The sequence below is a fragment of the Vagococcus sp. WN89Y genome, from assembly GCF_052220145.1.
Classification (GTDB): Bacteria; Pseudomonadota; Gammaproteobacteria; order Enterobacterales; family Enterobacteriaceae; genus Kosakonia.
Genome location: NZ_JBQPOM010000015.1, coordinates 96956 through 116481, shown reverse-complemented (window position 1 = coordinate 116481; position 19526 = coordinate 96956). Strand labels below are relative to the sequence as shown.

The window sequence follows — 19526 nt, the reverse complement described above, 5'->3', positions numbered from 1 at the left end:
ATCCACTATTACAACCATGAGCGTATTAGCCTGAGACTGAAAGGCCTGAGTCCGGTAGAGTACCGAACCCAGGCTCTGAAAGCCGCCTAATATAAACTGTCCAACTTTATGGGGTCAGTCCATTATCTGCGGGCTTTTTTTCCGCGCCGCTTAGTTTAAAACAGCGCAATCGTTCCAGTAATTACCCCGCAAAGCGCCACCAGACCGCCGGTCATCCACAGTGCTTTTGCCGGGAATGACTTACGCAGCATAATAAGCGATGGCAGGCTGACGGCGGGTAAGGTGATCAGCAGCGCCAGCGCAGGAGCCATGCCCATTCCGGCCAGCATCATGGTCTGCACGATAGGGATCTCTGCCGCCGTTGGAATCACAAACAGGCAGCCGACAATCGCCATCGCAATGACCCACATCAGCGTATTATCAATCGCGCCATCTGCGTGCGGGAACAGCCAGACACGCGCCGCACCCAGCACCAGTACAGCCAGGATATAGACCGGGATGGTGCTCCAGAAAAGCTGCCACAACGCCTTACCCCAGCGCGCCATAAAGCTGCCCTGCGGTTCCGCAAGTGTAATATCAACCGTTTCGCTCTGTTGCGGGCTCTCTTTCACAAACCGCTGCACCAGCATTGCCACGCCAAACACCGTGACCAGCCCGGCCACCAGGCGAATGGCCGCAAAATACCAGCCGAGCACAAACCCCATAAAAATGAGCGTTGCCGGGTTCAGCAGCGGGTTGCCCATCCAGAACGCCAGCGCACCGCCCATCGACACGCGCTGACGGCGCATCCCCGCCGCGACGGGTGCCGCACAGCAGGAGCACATCATGCCCGGTAATGAGAACAACGTGCCAAACAGCGTACCGCTAAAGCGTTTTTGCCCCATAGTACGCAGCAGCCAGTCGCGTGGGATCAAGACCTGAATTAACGAACCGAGGAGCACGCCCAGCACAGCCGCTTTCCAGACCGCGAGAAAATAGACCATCGCGTAGTCCAGCGCAGCCTGCAACGGGCTGGAATCAGCCTGGGCAAGAATGGATTTACCAATACTGTGAGTTTCGGCAGCAGTGAAGGCTTTACCGTAGTAAGGCTGCCATTTCACGTACCAGAGGCCAATGATAACAACAAGAAAGAAAAGTGCGGGTTTCCACCACTGAACAGGTGTCACCGCATGAGAAGAAGACTGACCAGCCATAACATTTCCCAAAGATGTGTAATTTTAAGCCTGTGAATAGTACGCCGGATATATTATTTTGCAAATAGTGTATTTTTGGCTAAGCGGCGCAGCCCGGCAGACTTGATCACCCGCACAGGTTCATCGGTTGGGGTAAACGCCGCGGTCATCATAGCGCGCGCAACATCCTGCGCCGTAATCGCTTTCCAGTTACCGGGCAGCAAGCGAAAAAGCGGCGTAAAAAGCGATTCGTTAAAGCGGTGTTTTCGCGCTCGCCAAGCAACATCGACGGGCGGACAATGGTCAACGAGGGCCACTGCTGCGCAATCAGCGCCTCCTCCATCTTGCCTTTCACGCGGTTATAGAAAAACAGCGAGCGGGCGTTGGCGCCCATCGAACTGACCACCAGCATCTGTTTTGCGCCCAGGCGCTGCCCCGCCAGCGCGGTGTCCACCACCAGCGTAAAATCCGCGTGCACAAAGGCTTCCTTGCTTCCCGCCTCGCGCAACGTCGTGCCCAGGCAGCAAAACACGGTATCAACCGGGTCCGTCACGTGTGCCAACGCATCGGTCAGCTTGATATTGTAAGGATTATAAACATCGCTAAAGTCACGCAGCGGGCGGCGCGTCGGTGCCGCAATCGTGGCAATGCGCGGATCGTTTGCCAGCAAACGCAGCAGGTGGCTGCCCACCAACCCCGTGCCGCCAGTGATTAATACGTTTTGCATATCCTCTCCTTTGCAGATGAATCCGTGTTGAAAACTCTCTCCATTGAACCAGGCTTAATGTTCAGGTTAGTTGCAAGTATGGATAACTACCTTATCTGAAGCCAAAACAACGGAGGAAAATATGGGCAAGAAAATTGCGGTCTTGATCACCGACGAGTTTGAAGATTCAGAATTTACTTCTCCTGCAGACGCGTTTCGCAAAGCCGGACATGAAGTCGTCACTATCGACAAACAGGCCGGAAAAACCATCCACGGCAAAAAAGGCGAAGCGGAAGTGGTTATTGATAAAGCCATTGATGACGTGCGCCCGGCTGATTTTGACGCCCTGCTCTTACCCGGCGGGCACGCGCCGGACACCCTGCGCGGCGACGACCGTTTCGTGACCTTTACGCGTGACTTTGTCAACGCTGGCAAACCGGTGTTCGCCATTTGCCACGGCCCACAACTGCTGATTAGCGCCGATGTCATACGCGGGCGCAAACTCACGGCGGTGAAACCCATCGTGATTGATGTGAAAAACGCCGGTGCTGAGTTCTTTGACCAGGAAGTGGTGGTCGATAAAGATCAGCTGGTGACCAGTCGCACCCCGGATGATTTGCCCGCATTTAACCGCGAGGCATTACGCTTGCTGGGTGCCTGAGTCGCGTAACCAGTGAAGCTTTTTGCCAAAACCCAGCGTGTTATCGGTAAATTTCAGCTCATCAAGGCGGATTTCCCAAAGAGGGGCCGATAACATGCGCGCCACAGGGAAGCGACGGTTGTACTGCTCACGCGGCGCCGCGCTTTCCTCTTCATTCAGCCGCCGGATTTCACCCGCAAACTGCACGCCACGGATAAGCGCCACCGTTTTTGGCTGACCGTTAACCGTACCGGCGACCGGCGCTTGTAAACCCGACATTTGTGCGTGACGGGTTTTGTCTTCGCTCATCACATAGAAGGCGACTTTTTGCGCGTCATAGATATAAAACGCGTTGGCGCACCATAACTCTCCCTGATTTGCCACACACCATGTCACCACGTGCTGCTTTGCCAGCCAGCGGTTAATCGCTGCAAGCGCCTCCATTTTTCCTCCTTCCCGTGTTATTTTTTGCTTAACACTAACACACTGAACATCCTCATGACGCCCTGGTTTCTTTATCTGATTCGCACCGCTGATAACAGGCTTTACACCGGCATTACGACGGACGTCGCGCGGCGTTTTACTCAGCATCAATGCGGGAAAGGCGCCAAAGCCTTGCGCGGCAAAGGCGAGCTGGAGCTGGTATTTTTTGCACCCGTGGGGGAAAGGTCGCTGGCGCTGCGGCTGGAGTATCGTATTAAACAGCTCACTAAGCGCCAGAAAGAGCGCCTCGTCGGTGGAGATGGCTCCTTCGAAGCGCTGCGGGAAACATTACGTATGCCGGTGGTTAAAAGCGATTGAAATGCTCGCTGTACTCCACTTCGCCGCGCACGCCATTTAGCGCGTCATCCGCCAGGCGATGCACCAAAAAAGCCTCATCGCTCTGCGGCCAGCGGCTGCGTAAATCATATTTCGCCGCTTTTTCGAAACCGAGACGGCCATAAAATTCAGGCGAACCGAGGGTAACCACGGCGGCGTAGCCAAACTCATTAAGCGAATCCAGCCCTTCGTACACCAGCTGGCGAGCAATACCTTGCCCGCGATAGGCTTCGTCAACGGCAAGCGGCGCCAGCCCGACCCACTGTAGATCTTCGCCCGCCACCGTCACCGGGCTGAAGGCCACATAGCCAATCACCTGCCCTTCGTCGTCAGTGGCAACAAATCCCAGCGTGATCAAACCGTCTTCACGCAGATCGTGCACCAGCGAGGCTTCACTTTCTCCGCCAAAGCTGCGGCGTAGTAACGCGTCGATTCCTGGCGCATCAATGGGAATTTCAACTCTAATCAGCATGGCTCACCTACAGAAGGTTGTGTCGTTGCAGGCGGCGCTTTCAGGCCAGCCTCAACAAATTGCGCCAGTTGCAAAAGCATCAGCCGCAGGGGTTTTGGCATTTGCTCAAGTTCGATGGCGTCCATCAGATTCTTAACATACAGCCCAAGCTCCGTGTCGCCTTCAATGACCAGACGGCGCTGGAAAAAGAGCGTATCAGGGTCCTGCCTGCGCGCGGCGATCAGCAGTAAATCGCTGGCGTTTGCGCTAAAGCTCACGTCAGCGTCGGCGCTTTCGCGCACGATCAGTTGCCCATCCTGCACAGAGGTATACCACGTCAGGTCGATATCCCGAACCTGGATACTTAACCAGCGGCCATCGAGAAACTCAAGCTCTCCGTCTGCCAGCGCCTGCTGGAACTGCCAGCGCAGAAGCTGTTCAAGCGCCTGACGTTTAACAGAAAAAGGCGTCAGTTTAACCGGCACACGCAGTAAGGACGGCCCCATATGAACAAGATGTGAGCGCAATTTTTCCAGCACGAACGTTACTCCCCGAAATGATAATGACTGTTATTTTGCCACATTTCATTAAAGACAAAGAGGCACAAATCAACAATTACACAATAAACAGAGGGAGATTATTGGCTCCATCAATACACATTTAACTGCCTCAAATCAAAAATTGTCGACAACAGGTTAACTAAAATCCCCGTTCATTAACAATTTAGCGCCCCACCGGGTACGCCCAGATTGCAGGATACACTATGGAGTTGCTCTGCCCTGCCGGTAACCTTCCGGCACTGAAGGTGGCCATCGAAAATGGCGCCGACGCTGTGTATATCGGCCTGAAAGATGACACCAACGCCCGGCATTTCGCCGGACTTAATTTTACGGAGAAAAAACTTCAGGAGGCGGTCGATTTTGTTCATCTGCATCGCCGCAAGCTGCATATCGCTATCAACACCTTTGCGCATCCTGATGGGTATCAGCGCTGGGAACGTGCCGTGGATATGGCAGCGCAGATTGGCGCAGATGCGCTGATCCTGGCAGATCTGGCGATGCTGGAGTACGCCGCCGAGCGCTATCCGCATATTGAGCGCCATGTTTCGGTGCAGGCTTCGGCAACCAATGAAGAGGCCATCCGTTTCTATCAGCGCCATTTCGATGTGGCCCGCGTCGTGCTGCCGCGCGTGTTATCAATTCACCAGGTAAAACAGCTGGCGCGCGTAACGCCGGTGCCGCTGGAAGTGTTTGCTTTCGGTAGCCTGTGCATTATGGCGGAAGGCCGCTGCTATCTCTCCTCTTACCTGACCGGGGAATCCCCCAATACCGTCGGGGCGTGTTCTCCGGCGCGTTTTGTGCGCTGGCAGCAAACGCCGCAGGGGCTGGAATCCCGCCTGAATGAGGTGCTGATTGACCGCTATCAGGAGGGGGAGAACGCGGGGTATCCCACACTGTGCAAGGGCCGCTATCTGGTGGATGGCGAGCGCTATCACGCGCTGGAGGAGCCGACCAGTCTGAATACGCTGGCGCTGCTGCCGGAACTGCTGGCGGCCAATATTGCTTCGGTGAAAATCGAAGGCCGCCAGCGCAGCCCGGCGTATGTCAGCCAGGTCGCCAAAGTGTGGCGCCAGGCTATCGATCGCTGTAAGGAGTCGCCGCAAAACTTTATACCGCAGCCCGCCTGGATGGAGACGCTCGGCGCAATGTCGGAAGGCACGCAAACCACCCTCGGCGCATATCACCGTAAATGGCAGTAGGTAAAAGATGAAATATTCATTAGGGCCGGTGCTTTATTACTGGCCAAAAGAGACGCTGGAAGATTTTTATCACCAGGCCGCGTCGAGTTCTGCGGATGTGATTTACCTGGGCGAGGCAGTGTGCAGCAAGCGTCGGGCGACGAAAGTCGGCGACTGGCTGGAGATGGCGAAAGCGCTCGCGTTAAGCGGTAAGCAGGTGGTGCTCTCCACGCTTGCGCTGGTGCAGGCGTCATCTGAGTTAAACGAACTGAAACGGTATGTCGATAACGGTGAGTTTTTGCTCGAAGCCAGCGATTTAGGCGTGGTGAATATGTGCGCCGATCGGAAACTGCCTTTCGTTGCCGGGCACGCGCTGAACTGTTACAACGCCGTGACGCTGCGTTTATTGCTTAAGCAAGGGATGGTGCGCTGGTGTATGCCAGTGGAACTGTCGCGCGACTGGCTTATTAATTTGCTCGATCAGTGCGAGAGCTTAGGGATTCGCCAGAAGTTTGAAGTCGAGGTGCTGAGCTACGGGCATTTGCCGCTGGCGTACTCTGCTCGTTGCTTTACCGCGCGTTCAGAAGACCGGCCGAAGGATGAGTGTGAAACCTGCTGTATTAACTACCCGCAGGGTCGCAGCATTCAGTCGCAGGAAAATCAGCAGGTGTTTGTGCTCAATGGTATCCAGACCATGAGCGGCTACGTTTATAACCTCGGCAATGAGCTGACCTCTATGCAGGGGATTGTGGATATTGTGCGCCTCTCGCCGATGGGCAAAGAGACGTTTGCGATGCTTGACGCGTTTCGCGCTAACGAAACAGGCAACGCGCCGTTGCCTCTGGCCTCGCACAGCGACTGCAACGGTTACTGGCGCAGGCTGCCTGGCCTAGAGTTGCAGCTCTAGCCGCAGCAGTGACAAATCTGTCAGGAAAATATTTGAACGCTGTCTTCACCAAATCCCCGGGAGCTTGACTCAGTAAGTGACCGGGGTGAGTCAGGCAGCTAACGCATCTGCGGCGCGCAGTATGAAGTGTATACGCAAAATAATTCGTGTTGCAGGAAGGCGGCAACGCAGCGAATCCCCGGGAGCTTGACTCAGTAAGTGACCGGGGTAAATCAGGCAGCTAACGCATCTGCGGCGCGCAGTATGAAGTGTATACACAAAATAATTCGTGTTGCAGGAAGGCGGCAACGCAGCGAATCCCCGGGAGCTTACTCAGGTAAGTGACCGGGGTGAGTCAGGCAGCCAACGCACCTGCGGCGCGAAGTATGAAGTGTATAGCTCACAATGTTAACAACATTTGCTGTTAACTCATGCACTATAAAAACTGCAGCTTTTCTGGCCGCGCACGAAACATACTGCCAGGCTGGAAGAAGACCTTCAATCTGATGACGATGCTGTAGCAAAGTGAGCTTTTATGCCTGATAAAAAGATACCTTTCTCGGTGCTGGATCTCGCACCGATCCCGCAGGACTCCACGGCCCGCGAGGCGTTTACGCATTCGCTGGATTTAGCAAAGCTTGCTGAAAAGCGCGGTTATCACCGCTACTGGCTGGCTGAGCACCATAATATGACCGGGATTGCCAGCGCGGCGACGTCTGTGCTGATTGGCTACCTCGCGGCGAATACCGAAACCCTGCACCTTGGCTCTGGCGGCGTGATGTTGCCTAACCATTCACCGCTGGTGATTGCCGAGCAGTTTGGCACCCTGAACACCCTTTACCCGGGGCGTATTGATTTAGGTCTTGGCCGCGCGCCGGGTAGCGATCAGCGCACGATGATGGCATTACGCCGCCATATGAGCGGAGATATCGACAACTTCCCGCGCGATGTGGCCGAGCTGGTAGACTGGTTCGACGCCCGCGATCCGAACCCGCACGTTCGCCCGGTGCCGGGCTACGGCGAAAAGATCCCGGTCTGGTTGCTCGGCTCCAGTCTGTATAGCGCGCAGCTGGCGGCTCAGCTTGGCTTGCCGTTTGCTTTCGCTTCGCATTTTGCCCCGGATATGCTGTTCCAGGCGCTGCACCTTTACCGCACGAACTTTACGCCGTCGGAGCGGCTGGAGAAACCTTACGCGATGGTGTGCATCAACATTGTCGCCGCCGACAGCAACCGTGATGCAGAGTTTCTTTTCACCTCGATGCAGCAAGCGTTTGTGAAGCTGCGCCGTGGCGAGAGCGCGCAGTTGCCGCCGCCCATCGAAAACATGGATCAATTCTGGTCACCGTCCGAGCAGTATGGCGTCCAGCAAGCGCTCAGCATGTCGCTGGTGGGTGATAAAGCAAAAGTGCGCCACGGCCTGGAGTCAATTCTGCGGGAAACAAACGCTGATGAAATCATGGTTAACGGGCAAATTTTCGACCACCAGGCACGGCTGCACTCATTTGAGCTGGCGATGCAGGTGAAAGAGGAGCTGTTAGGTTAAGGCTTTCGTCGCCCTCTCCCTCGCAGGAGAGGGCCAAACCGATCACTGATAGACCGGCAGCAGATTAAAACTCGACAGAAGATGTATCACCGCATTGCCTGCGCCAAACAGCAGGATCAGTACAATCATCGGTTTACCGCCCCACACACGAAAGCGCGGGCTGCCGAAGCGTTTACGCGACGCGTTGGCCAGTAGCGCCGGAACAATAGCCGCCCACACGGTTGCCGCCAGCCCCGCGTAACCAATGGCATACAGAAAACCATTTGGCCACACGAACCCGCCAATAATCGGCGGAACAAACGTCAACAGCGCGGTTTTAAAACGCCCGGCCGGTGAATCATCAAAACCGAACAAATCCGCCAGATAGTCAAACAGCCCCAGCGTCACCCCGAGGAAGGAACTGGCAACCGCGAAGTTGGAGAAAATCACCAGCAAAAGATCGAGGCTGCGGCTATTGAGCACGCCGCTCAGCGCCTGTACCAGCACATCAATATTGCCGCCTTTCGCCGCTATCTCAATAAATGCCGGGCGCGGAATATTGCCCATCGTAACCAGCAACCACACCACATACAGCCCCAGCGCCAGCAGCGTACCGTACAGCAAACACTGCACAATAGTGCGCGGGTTTTTACCGTAGTACTTCATCAGGCTTGGCACGTTGCCGTGATAGCCAAACGAGGCGAGGCAAAACGGCAGGGTCATCAATAAATATGGCGTATAGGACGCGTCGCTTTGCGCCACATTGAAAAGCGTTGCCGGCTCTACATGGCCGAGCAAGCTACCGAAGGTCAGGAAGAAGGTGATGACTTTCGCGCCCAGCACAATCGCCGTCATGCGACTAACAGCATGGGTCGATAGCCAGACGATAAATGCCACTGCCAGGGCAAACAGCAGCCCCGCCAGGCGTGCAGGCACGTTGAACGACATCTCCGCGAAGGTGTGATGCAGTATCGAACCGCTCGCTGAAATATAGGCATAGGTCAGGATATAGAGCACAAAAGCAATCGACAGACCGTTCACCAGGTTCCAGCCCTTGCCAAGCAGGTCTTTGGTGATGGTGTCAAAGCTCGCGCCGCTATGGTAGTTCAGGTTTGCCTCAAGGATCATCAGCCCGGAGTGCAGCATACAGAACCAGGTTACCACGAGTGCCAGAAGTGACCAGAAAAACCACGCGCCGGACATGACCACCGGCAATGAAAACATGCCTGCACCAATTATGGTCCCGCCAATAATCACCACCCCGCCAAACAGCGAAGGGGAAGCCTGGGTCGTTGTCAGTGTCGACATCGCGCTAATTCTCCTGTGATGATTCATATGCTTTTTATTTAGCTGCTGCATTGTACCAGTACATGAGTACAAAAGGGATAGAAAAAAGCCCCGGAGATAAGTCCGGGGCTGTATTTAAAACTTTACAGCAAAGAACGCAGCATTACGCGTCGTTGAAACGACGACGACCGGTGCTTTCTTCACGATCGCGGCGCGGAGCGCGACGTTCGCCGCTGAAGTTACGACCGCCTTCCTGACGCTCGCCGCTGAAACGACGGCCTTCGCCACCGCGCCCGCCTTCACGACGTTCGCCACCGAAACCACCGCCGCGGCGCTCACCGCCACCACGACGTTCGCTACGCTCGCGCGGCTGCGCATCGCCCAGCAGCTGCATATTCATCGGTTTGTTCAGAATACGCGTGCGGGTAAAGTGCTGCAGAACCTCGCCCGGCATGCCTTTCGGCAGCTCGATGGTGGAGTGGGACGCAAACAGCTTGATGTTGCCAATGTAACGGCTGCTGATGTCGCCTTCGTTAGCAATAGCGCCAACGATATGACGCACTTCAACGCCATCATCACGACCCACTTCAATGCGGTAGAGTTCCATATCGCCAGCGTCACGACGTTCGCGGCGCGGACGCTCTTCACGATCGCCACGCGGACCACGGTCGTTACGATCGCCACGACGTTCGAAACGCTCATCGCGCTCGCGGGATTCGCGACGCGGACGCATCGGCGCATCCGGCGGCAGGATCAGCGGGCGTTCGCCCTGCGCCATTTTCAGCAGTGCCGCAGCCAGCGTTTCAATATCCATCTCTTCTTCAGAAGAAGGCTGGATTTTCGCCAGCAGCGCACGGTACTGATCCAGGTCGCTGCTTTCCAGCTGCTGCTGAACTTTCGCGGCAAATTTTTCCAGGCGACGTTTGCCCAGCAGTTCTGCATTCGGCAGTTCAACTTCCGGAATGGTCAGCTTCATCGTACGTTCGATATTGCGCAGCAGGCGGCGCTCGCGGTTCTCAACGAACAGCAGTGCGCGACCGGCACGACCTGCACGACCGGTACGGCCAATGCGGTGAACGTAGGATTCAGAATCCATCGGGATATCGTAGTTTACGACCAGGCTGATACGCTCAACGTCCAGGCCACGTGCCGCAACGTCGGTCGCAATCAGGATATCGAGACGACCATCTTTCAGGCGTTCCAGCGTCTGCTCACGCAGTGCCTGGTTCATGTCACCGTTCAGCGCGGCGCTGTTATAACCGTTGCGCTCCAGCGCTTCGGCCACTTCCAGCGTGGCGTTTTTGGTGCGCACGAAAATAATCGCTGCATCAAAATCTTCAGCTTCAAGGAAACGCACCAGCGCTTCGTTTTTACGCATGCCGTATACCGTCCAGTAGCTCTGGCTGATATCCGGGCGCGTGGTTACGCTGGACTGAATACGTACTTCCTGCGGCTCTTTCATAAACCGGCGGGTAATACGGCGAATGGCTTCCGGCATTGTTGCGGAGAACAGTGCGGTCTGATGACCTTCCGGGATTTGCGCCATGATTGTTTCTACGTCTTCGATAAAGCCCATGCGCAGCATTTCGTCGGCTTCATCCAGTACCAGACCGCTCAGGCGAGAGAGATCCAGCGTGCCGCGTTTCAGGTGATCGAGCAGACGCCCCGGCGTACCGACGACGATCTGCGGTCCCTGACGCAGGGCGCGTAATTGCACGTCATAACGCTGGCCACCGTACAGGGCAACCACGCTTACGCCGCGCATATGTTTAGAGAAATCGGTCATTGCTTCAGCAACCTGAACCGCCAGTTCGCGGGTCGGGGCGAGCACGAGGATCTGCGGTGCGCGCAGATCCGGATCGATGTTATTAAGCAGCGGAAGAGAAAACGCTGCGGTTTTACCGCTACCAGTCTGGGCCATGCCCAGTACGTCACGACCAGACAGCAGGTGCGGAATGCACTCAGCCTGGATCGGAGATGGTTTTTCGTAACCGAGATCGTTAAGAGCTTCAAGGATAGGAGCCTTCAGGCCCAGATCTGCAAAAGTGGTTTCGAATTCAGCCATGTAGTACAAGTGCCTCTATGTCATTGGCGGCCAGTCTACATAACTCATCGTGAAAATGATCTGCAATTTTCATTGAAAAGTGTGAACCGGCTCAAAGTAGGTTAATTAGCGAACAATAAGGCCCTCACCCGCAAAGGTGATGGCAATCAAAAAAAGATTACGGGCTGATATATATTCGCAGCTATTGCTGGTCCGATTCTGCCAGGTCATCTTGCTCCTGGCCCAAGAGCGATAGTTCCAACAATGCATAACGGTGCTCAACGAAATTATGAACGTTGTTAGCAACCGTTAATTTGAACAGTGCCGTAGCGCTGTCCTTGTCCCCCAGACTTAGGTAGTACTTACCTAAATAGAAGTTGGTTTCACTGAGATGCTCAGCGAGCGAGGTGTTATCCGTTGCGTCCGCCTTCAGGCGATCCATCAGCGTTGCTTCGCTAATGTCACCGAGGTAGAACTCGACAATATTCCATCCCCACTGTTCCTTATCCGACTTTTCGAGGCGCTGTGCCAGCGCTTCTTTAGCCTGCTTTTCATTAAGCTTCTGCTCAACGATATAAAGCCACAGACTACGGAAAGGATCGTTAGGATCGTCTTGATAAAACGCCAGCAGATCATCTTGCGCTAACCTGTCGCGACCGCCGTAATACAATGCGATACCGCGATTCAAGTGCGCGTAGTTGTAAGTTGGATCAAGCTCAAGTACAGAATCAAACGCTTCATAGGCAGCATCAAAATTGCCTGCCTGCGTTAAATAAATGCCTAAGTAATTGAATACTTCAGGCATATCCGGTCTGATTGCCAGCGCTTGTGAAAAATCATTTCGCGCTAATGCCCTCAAACCGAGACTATCATACAACACTCCGCGCTCATATAAAAGCTGTGCGCGCTCGTCATCGGTTAAAGCCCGACTGGCAAGAATTTGTTCCATGCGTGCCAGAATCACTTCTTGCTGCAAAGTCGGTTGCAAAGGTATTGCGAGGACTTCGCTTTTACGCCAGGCAGAGTTGCTGCATCCTGCCAGCGTTAAAGCTGTCGCAACGAAACACCAGCGCAAAAAAGGCTTCATTTCCCACTCCCGAAGACAACAATTGGATGAACGTCCTGTCCCCCGGCTGCAAACACGGCGTCCTGCCAGCGAATACGCCCTCCGCTTGCGCGGAGGGCAAAGGCAACGTTACTCGCCCTGCTCTGCTTGTGGCACTTCTGGCTCGCCAGCAGGCTGAGTTTGCTCAGTTGCTTCTTTGATGCTCAGGCGGATACGGCCCTGGCGGTCAACTTCCAGAACTTTAACCGGGACTTCCTGATTCATCTGCAGGTAATCGGTCACTTTCTCAACGCGCTTGTCGGCGATCTGAGAAATGTGTACCAGACCTTCTTTACCGCCGCCGATGGCAACAAACGCGCCAAAGTCAACGATACGGGTCACTTTACCGTTATAAACACGGCCCACTTCGATCTCGGCAGTGATCTCTTCGATACGGCGGATAGCATGTTTTGCTTTGTCGCCATCGGTCGCTGCGATTTTCACGGTACCATCATCTTCGATTTCAATCGTGGTGCCGGTTTCTTCAGTCAGCGCACGAATGACAGAACCACCTTTACCAATCACGTCTTTGATTTTGTCCGGATTGATTTTGATGGTGTGAATACGCGGTGCGAACTCAGAGATATCGCCACGCGGTGCGTTAATTGCCTGCTCCATAACGCTCAGAATATGCAGACGAGCGCCTTTTGCCTGGTTCAGAGCAACCTGCATGATCTCTTTGGTGATACCTTCAATTTTGATATCCATCTGCAGCGCAGAGATACCATCGCGGGAACCCGCAACTTTGAAGTCCATATCGCCCAGGTGATCTTCGTCGCCCAGAATGTCAGACAGCACAACGTAGTTGTCGCCTTCTTTCACCAAGCCCATCGCGATACCCGCAACGGCTGCTTTCACCGGCACACCGGCATCCATCAGCGCCAGGGAAGCACCGCACACGGACGCCATAGACGAGGAGCCGTTGGATTCAGTGATTTCAGAAACCACACGTACGGTGTACGGGAATTTTTCTGCGTCCGGCATAACTGCCAGCACACCACGTTTCGCCAGACGACCGTGACCGATTTCACGACGTTTCGGCGAACCCACCATCCCGGTTTCCCCTACAGAATACGGAGGGAAATTATAGTGGAACAGGAAGGAGTCAGTGCGCTCGCCCATCAGCTCATCAATGATTTGCGCATCACGAGCCGTACCCAGCGTCGCGGTAACCAGCGCCTGCGTTTCACCACGGGTGAACAGCGCAGAACCGTGCGTACGCGGCAGAACACCGGTACGAACATCCAGACCACGAATCATATCTTTTTCGCGACCATCGATACGCGGTTCGCCAGCCAGCACGCGGCTACGCACCACGTTTTTCTCGATAGCGTGCAGGATTTCGCCCAGCTCGTTCGGGTCCAGGGTTTCATCTTCTTCAACCAGCTTAGCGATGGTTTCAGATTTGATGGTATCAACCTGTGCGTAACGTTCTTGTTTGTCGGTAATGCGGTATGCATCACTCAGGCGAGATTGCGCCAGCTCAGCAACGCGCGCATTCAGCGCTTCGTTTGCCGCTTCCGGCTGCCAGTCCCAGCGCGGTTTACCCGCTTCTTTGACCAGCTCGTTAATGTTCTGAATAACAACCTGCTGCTGGTCGTGGCCAAACACCACGGCGCCCAGCATCTGGTCTTCGCTCAGCAATTCAGCTTCGGATTCCACCATCAGAACGGCAGCTTCAGTACCGGCAACAACCAGGTCCAGCTTGCTCTCTTTCAGCTCTTCCTGGGTCGGGTTCAGTACGTACTGGTCATTGATATAACCAACACGAGCGGCACCAATCGGGCCATTGAACGGGATACCAGACAGGGAAAGCGCTGCGGAAGCACCGATCATCGCAACGATGTCCGGGTTAACCTGCGGGTTAACGGAAACAACGGTCGCGATAACCTGCACTTCGTTAACGAAACCTTCCGGGAACAGCGGACGAATCGGGCGGTCAATCAGGCGCGCGATCAGCGTTTCGCCTTCGCTCGGACGGCCTTCACGACGGAAGAAACCGCCAGGGATTTTACCCGCAGCGTAAGTACGCTCCTGGTAGTTTACGGTCAGGGGGAAAAAGTCCTGGCCGGGTTTTGCTTTTTTCTGACCAACTACGGTCACAAATACTGCAGTGTCATCCATGCTAACCATTACGGCCGCGGTGGCTTGACGCGCCATCATGCCGGTTTCCAGCGTGACGGTATGCTGACCATATTGGAATTTACGAACGATCGGATTCAGCAAAATTCTGTCCTTTATTGATGAATGCCAGCACACCCCATGGCGGGCCGGCAATTAAACCAGATCTTCTTGCATCCTCGCGACTAATGACAATCCTGATCCCGCCGCGTGCGAGTCAAGCTTCTCATTAGCCGCGCGAACCTCTGCAATGAAGATCACACCTTGCAACAATACATTAGTTTACTGTCAATTGCTGCCGTCTGGTAGAAAAAAGGGGCCTTACAGGCCCCTTCTTTTGAAACTCGCCAGACTTAGCGACGCAGACCCAGGCGCTCGATCAGCGCGGTGTAGCGTGCTACATCTTTACGTTTCAGGTAGTCGAGCAGTTTACGACGCTGAGAAACCATACGCAGCAGACCACGACGGCTGTGGTGATCTTTTTTGTGCTCTGCAAAGTGACCCTGCAGGTGGTTAATCTGAGCAGTCAGCAGTGCAACCTGAACTTCGGTAGAACCGCTGTCGTTAGTACCACGACCAAACTCGGAAACGATTTTTGCTTTAGCTTCAACGCTTAGAGACATTTTGAACTCCAGTAATAAAAAAATGAAAGGGTGCCGATCTCTAATTCAGCAACCCCAGGTTTAACGTCAGGGCATGTTAAAAACAGAAGCCGACGTTAAGCGGCAGTATTCTACTCGTAGTCACTGTTTCCCGCAAGGAAAGCACGCTCAAACAGGATACTCAACCACCAGACGACGCGGCGCGACGCGCCCTTCGTCATCGATTTCACCCATACCGATAAACTTCCCTTCTTCGCCTTCCATCACGCGTACCAGGCCTTCTTTTGGCGCCGCAGAAGCACGCACCGGCTGGCCTTGTTTAAAGTACGCCGCAACGACTGACGGAATAGACACCTGTGGGAAATCCGCCGCCGGGCTGTCCATCGGCATCAGCAGAGGATCCAGCAGCTCCGCCGCCGGAATACCTTGCTGCTCGGCCTGCGCAACCCGCTCTTGTAGTTGCTCAAGCGTAACCATTCTCTCGACAGGATAGTGGCTTACCGCCAGGCGACGCAGGTAGATTACGTGCGCGCCACAGCCCAGTTTCTCACCCAGATCGTCAATAATGGTGCGGATGTACGTGCCTTTCGAACAATGTATTTCCAGCTCCAGCTCATTACCTTCATGACGAATAAATAACAGTTCGTAGACGGTAATCGGGCGCGCCTCACGCGGAACCTCGATTCCCTGGCGAGCATATTCGTAGAGCTTTTTGCCCTGATATTTCAGCGCAGAATACATCGACGGGATTTGCAGGGTTTCGCCACGGAAGCTGTCCAGCGCAGCCGCCAGTTGCTCAGAGGTGAAGGCGACCGGGCGCTCCTCAACAACCTGCCCGTCAGCATCTGACGTATCGGTACGCTGCCCGAGGCGAGCAATCACCCGGTAACGCTTGTCAGAATCCAGCAAATATTGCGAGAATTTCGTGGCTTCGCCGAGGCAGATCGGCAGCATACCGGTTGCCAGCGGGTCCAGCGCGCCGGTATGCCCGGCCCGGTTCGCGTTATAAAGACGCTTTACTTTTTGCAGCACATCATTGCTGGAGGCTCCCTGCTGTTTATCCAGCAGCAGAACGCCGTGCACATCGCGACCGCGACGACGAGGACGACTCATTAGTCCTCCTTGCTGTCGTCCGGGTTCACACGACGCTCGTCGTCGTGTTTCACCACGCTGGTCACCAGATTGGACATGCGCATCCCTTCCACCAGCGAGTTGTCATAGAAAAAGGTCAGTTCCGGCACGATACGCAAGCGCATCGCTTTCCCAAGCAGGGTACGGATAAAACCAGAGGCATCCTGTAACGCTTTGATGCCAGCTTTCACCGAAGCTTCGTCTTTATCATTAAGGAATGTGACAAACACCTTTGCGTAGGCCAAATCACGGGAAACTTCGACACCGGAAACCGTGGTCATCATACCTAAACGCGGATCTTTGATTTCACGCTGCAGAATGATGGCTATCTCTTTTTGCAGCTCCTGGGCTACGCGCTGAGGGCGACCGAATTCTTTCGCCATAGTAATTCTCCACACTAAAAAGGGGCCGTAGCCCCTTTTGATATTGCTTGCCGGGCGGCGCACTGCATACCCGGTCAAAAATTTTAACCCACTGTGCCAGCCTGTTGCGACAACGCTGCACGGCTTCGTCTTCCCGGCATCAGGGCCGGGAAAAACCATTGCAGCAGCAACCTGCTCGCTTACGGGGTTACTCAATCGAACGCTGGATTTCGATAATCTCGAACACTTCAATCATATCGCCAGTGCGTACGTCATTGTAGTTCTTCACGCCGATACCACATTCCATACCGTTACGAACTTCGTTGACGTCATCTTTGAAGCGGCGCAGGGATTCCAGCTCGCCTTCATAGATAACCACGTTGTCGCGCAGTACGCGGATTGGGTTGTGACGTTTAACCACGCCTTCCGTAACCATACAGCCCGCGATGGCACCGAATTTCGGCGATTTAAACACATCACGCACTTCTGCCAGACCGATGATCTGCTGTTTCAGCTCCGGCGAAAGCATACCGCTCATGGCTGCTTTCACTTCGTCGATCAGGTTATAGATGACGGAGTAGTAACGCAGATCCAGACCTTCTGCTTCGATAACGCGACGCGCAGAAGCATCGGCACGCACGTTGAAGCCAACCAGGATAGCGTTAGAAGCCGCAGCAAGCGTAGCGTCGGTTTCGGTGATACCACCTACGCCAGAACCCACGATCTTGACTTTGACTTCTTCGGTTGACAGTTTCAGCAGCGAGTCGGAGATAGCTTCCACAGAACCCTGAACGTCCGCCTTCAGCACGATATTCACTTCGTGAACTTCGCCTTCGGTCATGTTGGCAAACATGTTTTCCAGTTTAGATTTCTGCTGGCGTGCCAGTTTGACTTCGCGGAATTTACCCTGGCGATACAGCGCAACTTCACGCGCTTTCTTCTCGTCACGTACGACGGTCGCTTCATCACCGGCAGCCGGAACACCGGACAGACCGAGGATTTCCACCGGAATGGACGGACCTGCTTCAGTCACTTCACGGCCCAGCTCATCACGCATCGCACGGACACGGCCATACTCGAAGCCACACAGAACGATATCGCCTTTATGCAGGGTACCTTCACGAACCAGAACCGATGCGACCGGACCACGACCTTTATCAAGGAAGGATTCGATAACAACACCGCTCGCCATACCTTTACGCACGGCTTTCAGCTCCAGAACTTCAGCCTGCAGCAGGATGGCATCCAGCAGTTCGTCGATACCTGTACCTGCTTTCGCAGACACATGTACGAACTGGCTTTCACCGCCCCACTCTTCCGGGATAATACCGTACTGAGCAAGTTCGTTTTTCACGCGATCCGGATCGGCTTCCGGTTTATCGATTTTGTTCACCGCAACCACAACCGGCACCTGCGCCGCTTTTGCGTGCTGGATAGCTTCGATGGTCTGCGGCATCACGCCGTCGTCTGCTGCAACGACCAGCACAACGATATCCGTTGCCTGCGCACCACGGGCACGCATCGCGGTAAACGCGGCGTGGCCTGGGGTATCCAGGAAGGTGATCATACCGTTGTCGGTTTCGACGTGATACGCACCGATATGCTGAGTAATGCCGCCCGCTTCACCGGAGGCCACTTTCGTTGAACGAATGTAGTCCAGCAGAGAGGTTTTACCGTGGTCAACGTGACCCATAATGGTCACGACCGGCGCACGCGGTTCTGCCGCAGCACCCGTATCACGGTCGCTCATTACCGCTTCTTCCAGCTCGTTTTCACGACGCAGGATAACTTTATGACCCATTTCTTCCGCCACCAGCTGCGCGGTTTCCTGGTCAATCACCTGGTTGATGGTCGCCATTGCGCCCAGTTTCATCATCGCTTTGATGACCTGAGAGCCTTTAACCGCCATCTTGTTAGCCAGTTCGCCAACGGTCAGGGTTTCACCGATAACCACGTCACGGTTAACCGCTTGCGCAGGCTTCTGGAAGCCTTGCTGCAGAGCAGAACCTTTACGCTGGCGACCGCCTTTACCACCGCGAACCGCTGCGCGCGCTTCCTCACGGTCAGCTTTGCTTTCGGCGTGTTTGTTGCCCTTCTTCGGACGCGCCGCTTTCGTGTTGCGGCCACGACCTCGACCGCCTTCGACTTCGCGATCGTTGTCATCTTCCGCCTGACGCGCATGCTGGGAAGTGGTTACGTGATAATCGCCCGTGGTTTCTTCCTCTTCGCTGCTGGCAGTCCAACCGCTTTCATTTTGTTCTGCCATGCGACGAGCTTCTTCCGCTACGCGACGTGCGTTTTCTTCCAGTTTACGACGAGCCTCTTCCTCCGCTTTGCGCTTGAGTTCTTGCGCTTCGGATTCACGGCGGGCTTTCTCCGCCTGGGCTGTCCTGGTCATTTCGTCAGATTGTTGATTGCTCACTTTGCTATTTTCCGCAGCTTCGCGTTTTGCATTTTCAGCATTATCGCGTTTAGCTTTTTCTTCGGCTTCACGTTTTGCACGAGTCTCGGCGTCACGTTTCGCTTTTTCCTCGGCTTCACGTTTAGCAGCTTCCTCTGCTTCACGACGAGCCTTCTCTTCCGCTTCACGCATAGCCTCTTCTTCCGCCGCGAGACGTTCTGCCTCTTGTGGATCGCGTTTTACAAAGGTGCGCTTTTTACGGACTTCTATCTGCACCGATTTACTTTTCCCACCGGTGCCCTGAATACTTAATGTACTGCGCGTTTTGCGCTGCAGAGTCAGCTTATCAGGCGCGGAACCGTGTTCGCGGTTCAGGTGCGCTAATAGCGTCTGCTTTTCTTGTGCCGTCACTAAGTCTTCAGCGGACTTGCGGATCCCTGCATCAGCAAATTGCTGTACCAGGCGGTCCACAGAGGTCTGAATCTCAGCGGCCAGCGTTTTTACGGTTACATCGGTCATGCTGTTCCTTCCTGCTACAG

20 protein-coding genes are annotated in these 19526 nt (G+C 54.7%); 6 read left to right on the top strand and 14 right to left on the bottom strand.

All coding sequences use genetic code 11. From position 1 onward, the window contains the following. A partial coding sequence (locus tag ACTU3N_RS05890) for an IS3 family transposase (RefSeq protein WP_443085207.1) occupies nucleotides 1–90 on the top strand: 90 nt, incomplete at its 5' end. A 65-nt stretch (nucleotides 91–155) separates the two neighbouring features. Here ACTU3N_RS05890 and ACTU3N_RS05885 read toward each other — a convergent pair. Both ACTU3N_RS05885 and ACTU3N_RS05880 read right to left on the bottom strand, forming a co-directional pair. Continuing rightward, nucleotides 156–1193, bottom strand: coding sequence for a permease (locus ACTU3N_RS05885; RefSeq protein ID WP_443085202.1), 1038 nt, complete (start codon nucleotides 1191–1193; stop codon nucleotides 156–158). 148 nt (nucleotides 1194–1341) lie between these two features. Continuing rightward, nucleotides 1342–1899 carry an NAD-dependent epimerase/dehydratase family protein gene (locus ACTU3N_RS05880; protein WP_443085201.1) on the bottom strand — a complete coding sequence of 186 codons (558 nt, stop codon included), beginning with the start codon at nucleotides 1897–1899 and terminating at the stop codon, nucleotides 1342–1344. 121 nt (nucleotides 1900–2020) lie between these two features. On the opposite strand from ACTU3N_RS05880, the gene ACTU3N_RS05875 reads away from it, so the two are divergent. Next, nucleotides 2021–2539, top strand: coding sequence for a type 1 glutamine amidotransferase domain-containing protein (locus ACTU3N_RS05875; protein ID WP_443085200.1), 519 nt, complete (start codon nucleotides 2021–2023; stop codon nucleotides 2537–2539). Here the strand turns inward: ACTU3N_RS05875 and ACTU3N_RS05870 are convergent. Next, nucleotides 2519–2962 (bottom strand): YhbP family protein, encoded by a 444-nt coding sequence (locus tag ACTU3N_RS05870; protein WP_443085199.1) that lies wholly within the window; start codon nucleotides 2960–2962, stop codon nucleotides 2519–2521. The two genes, ACTU3N_RS05875 and ACTU3N_RS05870, sit on opposite strands and share 21 nt — an antisense overlap. Nucleotides 2963–3016: 54 nt before the next feature. On the opposite strand from ACTU3N_RS05870, the gene ACTU3N_RS05865 reads away from it, so the two are divergent. Continuing rightward, the gene (locus ACTU3N_RS05865) at nucleotides 3017–3319 is read left to right on the top strand and encodes a GIY-YIG nuclease family protein (RefSeq protein WP_443085198.1); all 303 of its coding nucleotides are present in this window, start codon (nucleotides 3017–3019) and stop codon (nucleotides 3317–3319) included. Here the strand turns inward: ACTU3N_RS05865 and ACTU3N_RS05860 are convergent. Further along, entirely contained in the window at nucleotides 3306–3809 is a 504-nt protein-coding gene (locus ACTU3N_RS05860) for a GNAT family N-acetyltransferase (protein ID WP_443085197.1), read from the bottom strand. The genes ACTU3N_RS05865 and ACTU3N_RS05860 overlap by 14 nt on opposite strands. Then, nucleotides 3803–4327 (bottom strand): ubiquinone anaerobic biosynthesis accessory factor UbiT, encoded by a 525-nt coding sequence (gene ubiT / locus ACTU3N_RS05855; RefSeq protein WP_443085196.1) that lies wholly within the window; start codon nucleotides 4325–4327, stop codon nucleotides 3803–3805. Before ubiT ends, ACTU3N_RS05860 begins: the two co-directional genes overlap by 7 nt. 224 nt (nucleotides 4328–4551) lie before the next feature. Here ubiT and ubiU point away from each other — a divergent pair, with 224 nt between their 5' ends. The 3 genes from ubiU to ACTU3N_RS05840 all read left to right on the top strand — a co-directional run bounded on the left by ubiU (nucleotide 4552) and on the right by ACTU3N_RS05840 (nucleotide 7955). After that, entirely contained in the window at nucleotides 4552–5547 is a 996-nt protein-coding gene (gene ubiU / locus ACTU3N_RS05850; protein WP_443085195.1) for a ubiquinone anaerobic biosynthesis protein UbiU, read from the top strand. A gap of 7 nt (nucleotides 5548–5554) precedes the next feature. Continuing rightward, entirely contained in the window at nucleotides 5555–6433 is an 879-nt protein-coding gene (locus ACTU3N_RS05845) for a U32 family peptidase (protein ID WP_443085194.1), read from the top strand. A 514-nt stretch (nucleotides 6434–6947) separates the two neighbouring features. Continuing rightward, nucleotides 6948–7955, top strand: coding sequence for a luciferase-like monooxygenase (locus ACTU3N_RS05840; RefSeq protein WP_443085193.1), 1008 nt, complete (start codon nucleotides 6948–6950; stop codon nucleotides 7953–7955). 42 nt (nucleotides 7956–7997) lie between these two features. Here the strand turns inward: ACTU3N_RS05840 and mtr are convergent, their stop codons facing one another. From mtr to infB, 9 genes are all read right to left on the bottom strand, one after another. Then, nucleotides 7998–9242: a tryptophan permease gene (gene mtr / locus ACTU3N_RS05835; RefSeq protein ID WP_443085192.1), complete on the bottom strand. Its 1245-nt coding sequence runs from the start codon at nucleotides 9240–9242 to the stop codon at nucleotides 7998–8000. Nucleotides 9243–9384: 142 nt separating this feature from the next. Next, nucleotides 9385–11286, bottom strand: a complete 1902-nt coding sequence (locus tag ACTU3N_RS05830; RefSeq protein ID WP_443085191.1) for a DEAD/DEAH family ATP-dependent RNA helicase — start codon at nucleotides 11284–11286, stop codon at nucleotides 9385–9387. Continuing rightward, entirely contained in the window at nucleotides 11279–11359 is an 81-nt protein-coding gene (gene yrbN / locus ACTU3N_RS05825) for a protein YrbN (protein ID WP_443085206.1), read from the bottom strand. Before yrbN ends, ACTU3N_RS05830 begins: the two co-directional genes overlap by 8 nt. Nucleotides 11360–11467: 108 nt before the next feature. After that, on the bottom strand, nucleotides 11468–12352 hold the full coding sequence (nlpI, locus tag ACTU3N_RS05820) for a lipoprotein NlpI (protein WP_443085190.1): 885 nt from the start codon (nucleotides 12350–12352) through the stop codon (nucleotides 11468–11470). A gap of 108 nt (nucleotides 12353–12460) precedes the next feature. Beyond that, entirely contained in the window at nucleotides 12461–14593 is a 2133-nt protein-coding gene (gene pnp / locus ACTU3N_RS05815) for a polyribonucleotide nucleotidyltransferase (protein ID WP_443085205.1), read from the bottom strand. Between the two features lie 251 nt (nucleotides 14594–14844). Continuing rightward, nucleotides 14845–15114: a 30S ribosomal protein S15 gene (gene rpsO / locus ACTU3N_RS05810; protein ID WP_003861789.1), complete on the bottom strand. Its 270-nt coding sequence runs from the start codon at nucleotides 15112–15114 to the stop codon at nucleotides 14845–14847. A 147-nt stretch (nucleotides 15115–15261) separates the two neighbouring features. After that, nucleotides 15262–16206 carry a tRNA pseudouridine(55) synthase TruB gene (gene truB / locus ACTU3N_RS05805; RefSeq protein WP_443085189.1) on the bottom strand — a complete coding sequence of 315 codons (945 nt, stop codon included), beginning with the start codon at nucleotides 16204–16206 and terminating at the stop codon, nucleotides 15262–15264. Then, on the bottom strand, nucleotides 16206–16607 hold the full coding sequence (gene rbfA, locus ACTU3N_RS05800; protein ID WP_035887947.1) for a 30S ribosome-binding factor RbfA: 402 nt from the start codon (nucleotides 16605–16607) through the stop codon (nucleotides 16206–16208). Before rbfA ends, truB begins: the two co-directional genes overlap by 1 nt. A gap of 187 nt (nucleotides 16608–16794) precedes the next feature. Continuing rightward, complete coding sequence (gene infB / locus ACTU3N_RS05795; RefSeq protein ID WP_443085188.1) at nucleotides 16795–19506, bottom strand: translation initiation factor IF-2; 2712 nt, start codon at nucleotides 19504–19506, stop codon at nucleotides 16795–16797. Nucleotides 19507–19526: the final 20 nt, after the last annotated feature.

Coding starts and splice junctions, on each gene's coding strand:
- truB (WP_443085189.1), bottom strand. CDS start 16,206: ATGAGTCGTCCTCGTCGTCGCGGTCGCGATGTGCACGGCGTTCTGCTG.
- rbfA (WP_035887947.1), bottom strand. CDS start 16,607: ATGGCGAAAGAATTCGGTCGCCCTCAGCGCGTAGCCCAGGAGCTGCAA.
- ACTU3N_RS05875 (WP_443085200.1), top strand. CDS start 2,021: ATGGGCAAGAAAATTGCGGTCTTGATCACCGACGAGTTTGAAGATTCA.
- ACTU3N_RS05845 (WP_443085194.1), top strand. CDS start 5,555: ATGAAATATTCATTAGGGCCGGTGCTTTATTACTGGCCAAAAGAGACG.
- infB (WP_443085188.1), bottom strand. CDS start 19,506: ATGACCGATGTAACCGTAAAAACGCTGGCCGCTGAGATTCAGACCTCT.
- ACTU3N_RS05840 (WP_443085193.1), top strand. CDS start 6,948: ATGCCTGATAAAAAGATACCTTTCTCGGTGCTGGATCTCGCACCGATC.
- mtr (WP_443085192.1), bottom strand. CDS start 9,242: ATGTCGACACTGACAACGACCCAGGCTTCCCCTTCGCTGTTTGGCGGG.
- nlpI (WP_443085190.1), bottom strand. CDS start 12,352: ATGAAGCCTTTTTTGCGCTGGTGTTTCGTTGCGACAGCTTTAACGCTG.
- ACTU3N_RS05830 (WP_443085191.1), bottom strand. CDS start 11,286: ATGGCTGAATTCGAAACCACTTTTGCAGATCTGGGCCTGAAGGCTCCT.
- ubiU (WP_443085195.1), top strand. CDS start 4,552: ATGGAGTTGCTCTGCCCTGCCGGTAACCTTCCGGCACTGAAGGTGGCC.
- ACTU3N_RS05865 (WP_443085198.1), top strand. CDS start 3,017: ATGACGCCCTGGTTTCTTTATCTGATTCGCACCGCTGATAACAGGCTT.
- ACTU3N_RS05880 (WP_443085201.1), bottom strand. CDS start 1,899: ATGCAAAACGTATTAATCACTGGCGGCACGGGGTTGGTGGGCAGCCAC.
- yrbN (WP_443085206.1), bottom strand. CDS start 11,359: ATGAAAATTGCAGATCATTTTCACGATGAGTTATGTAGACTGGCCGCC.
- ACTU3N_RS05860 (WP_443085197.1), bottom strand. CDS start 3,809: ATGCTGATTAGAGTTGAAATTCCCATTGATGCGCCAGGAATCGACGCG.
- ACTU3N_RS05870 (WP_443085199.1), bottom strand. CDS start 2,962: ATGGAGGCGCTTGCAGCGATTAACCGCTGGCTGGCAAAGCAGCACGTG.
- ACTU3N_RS05885 (WP_443085202.1), bottom strand. CDS start 1,193: ATGGCTGGTCAGTCTTCTTCTCATGCGGTGACACCTGTTCAGTGGTGG.
- rpsO (WP_003861789.1), bottom strand. CDS start 15,114: ATGTCTCTAAGCGTTGAAGCTAAAGCAAAAATCGTTTCCGAGTTTGGT.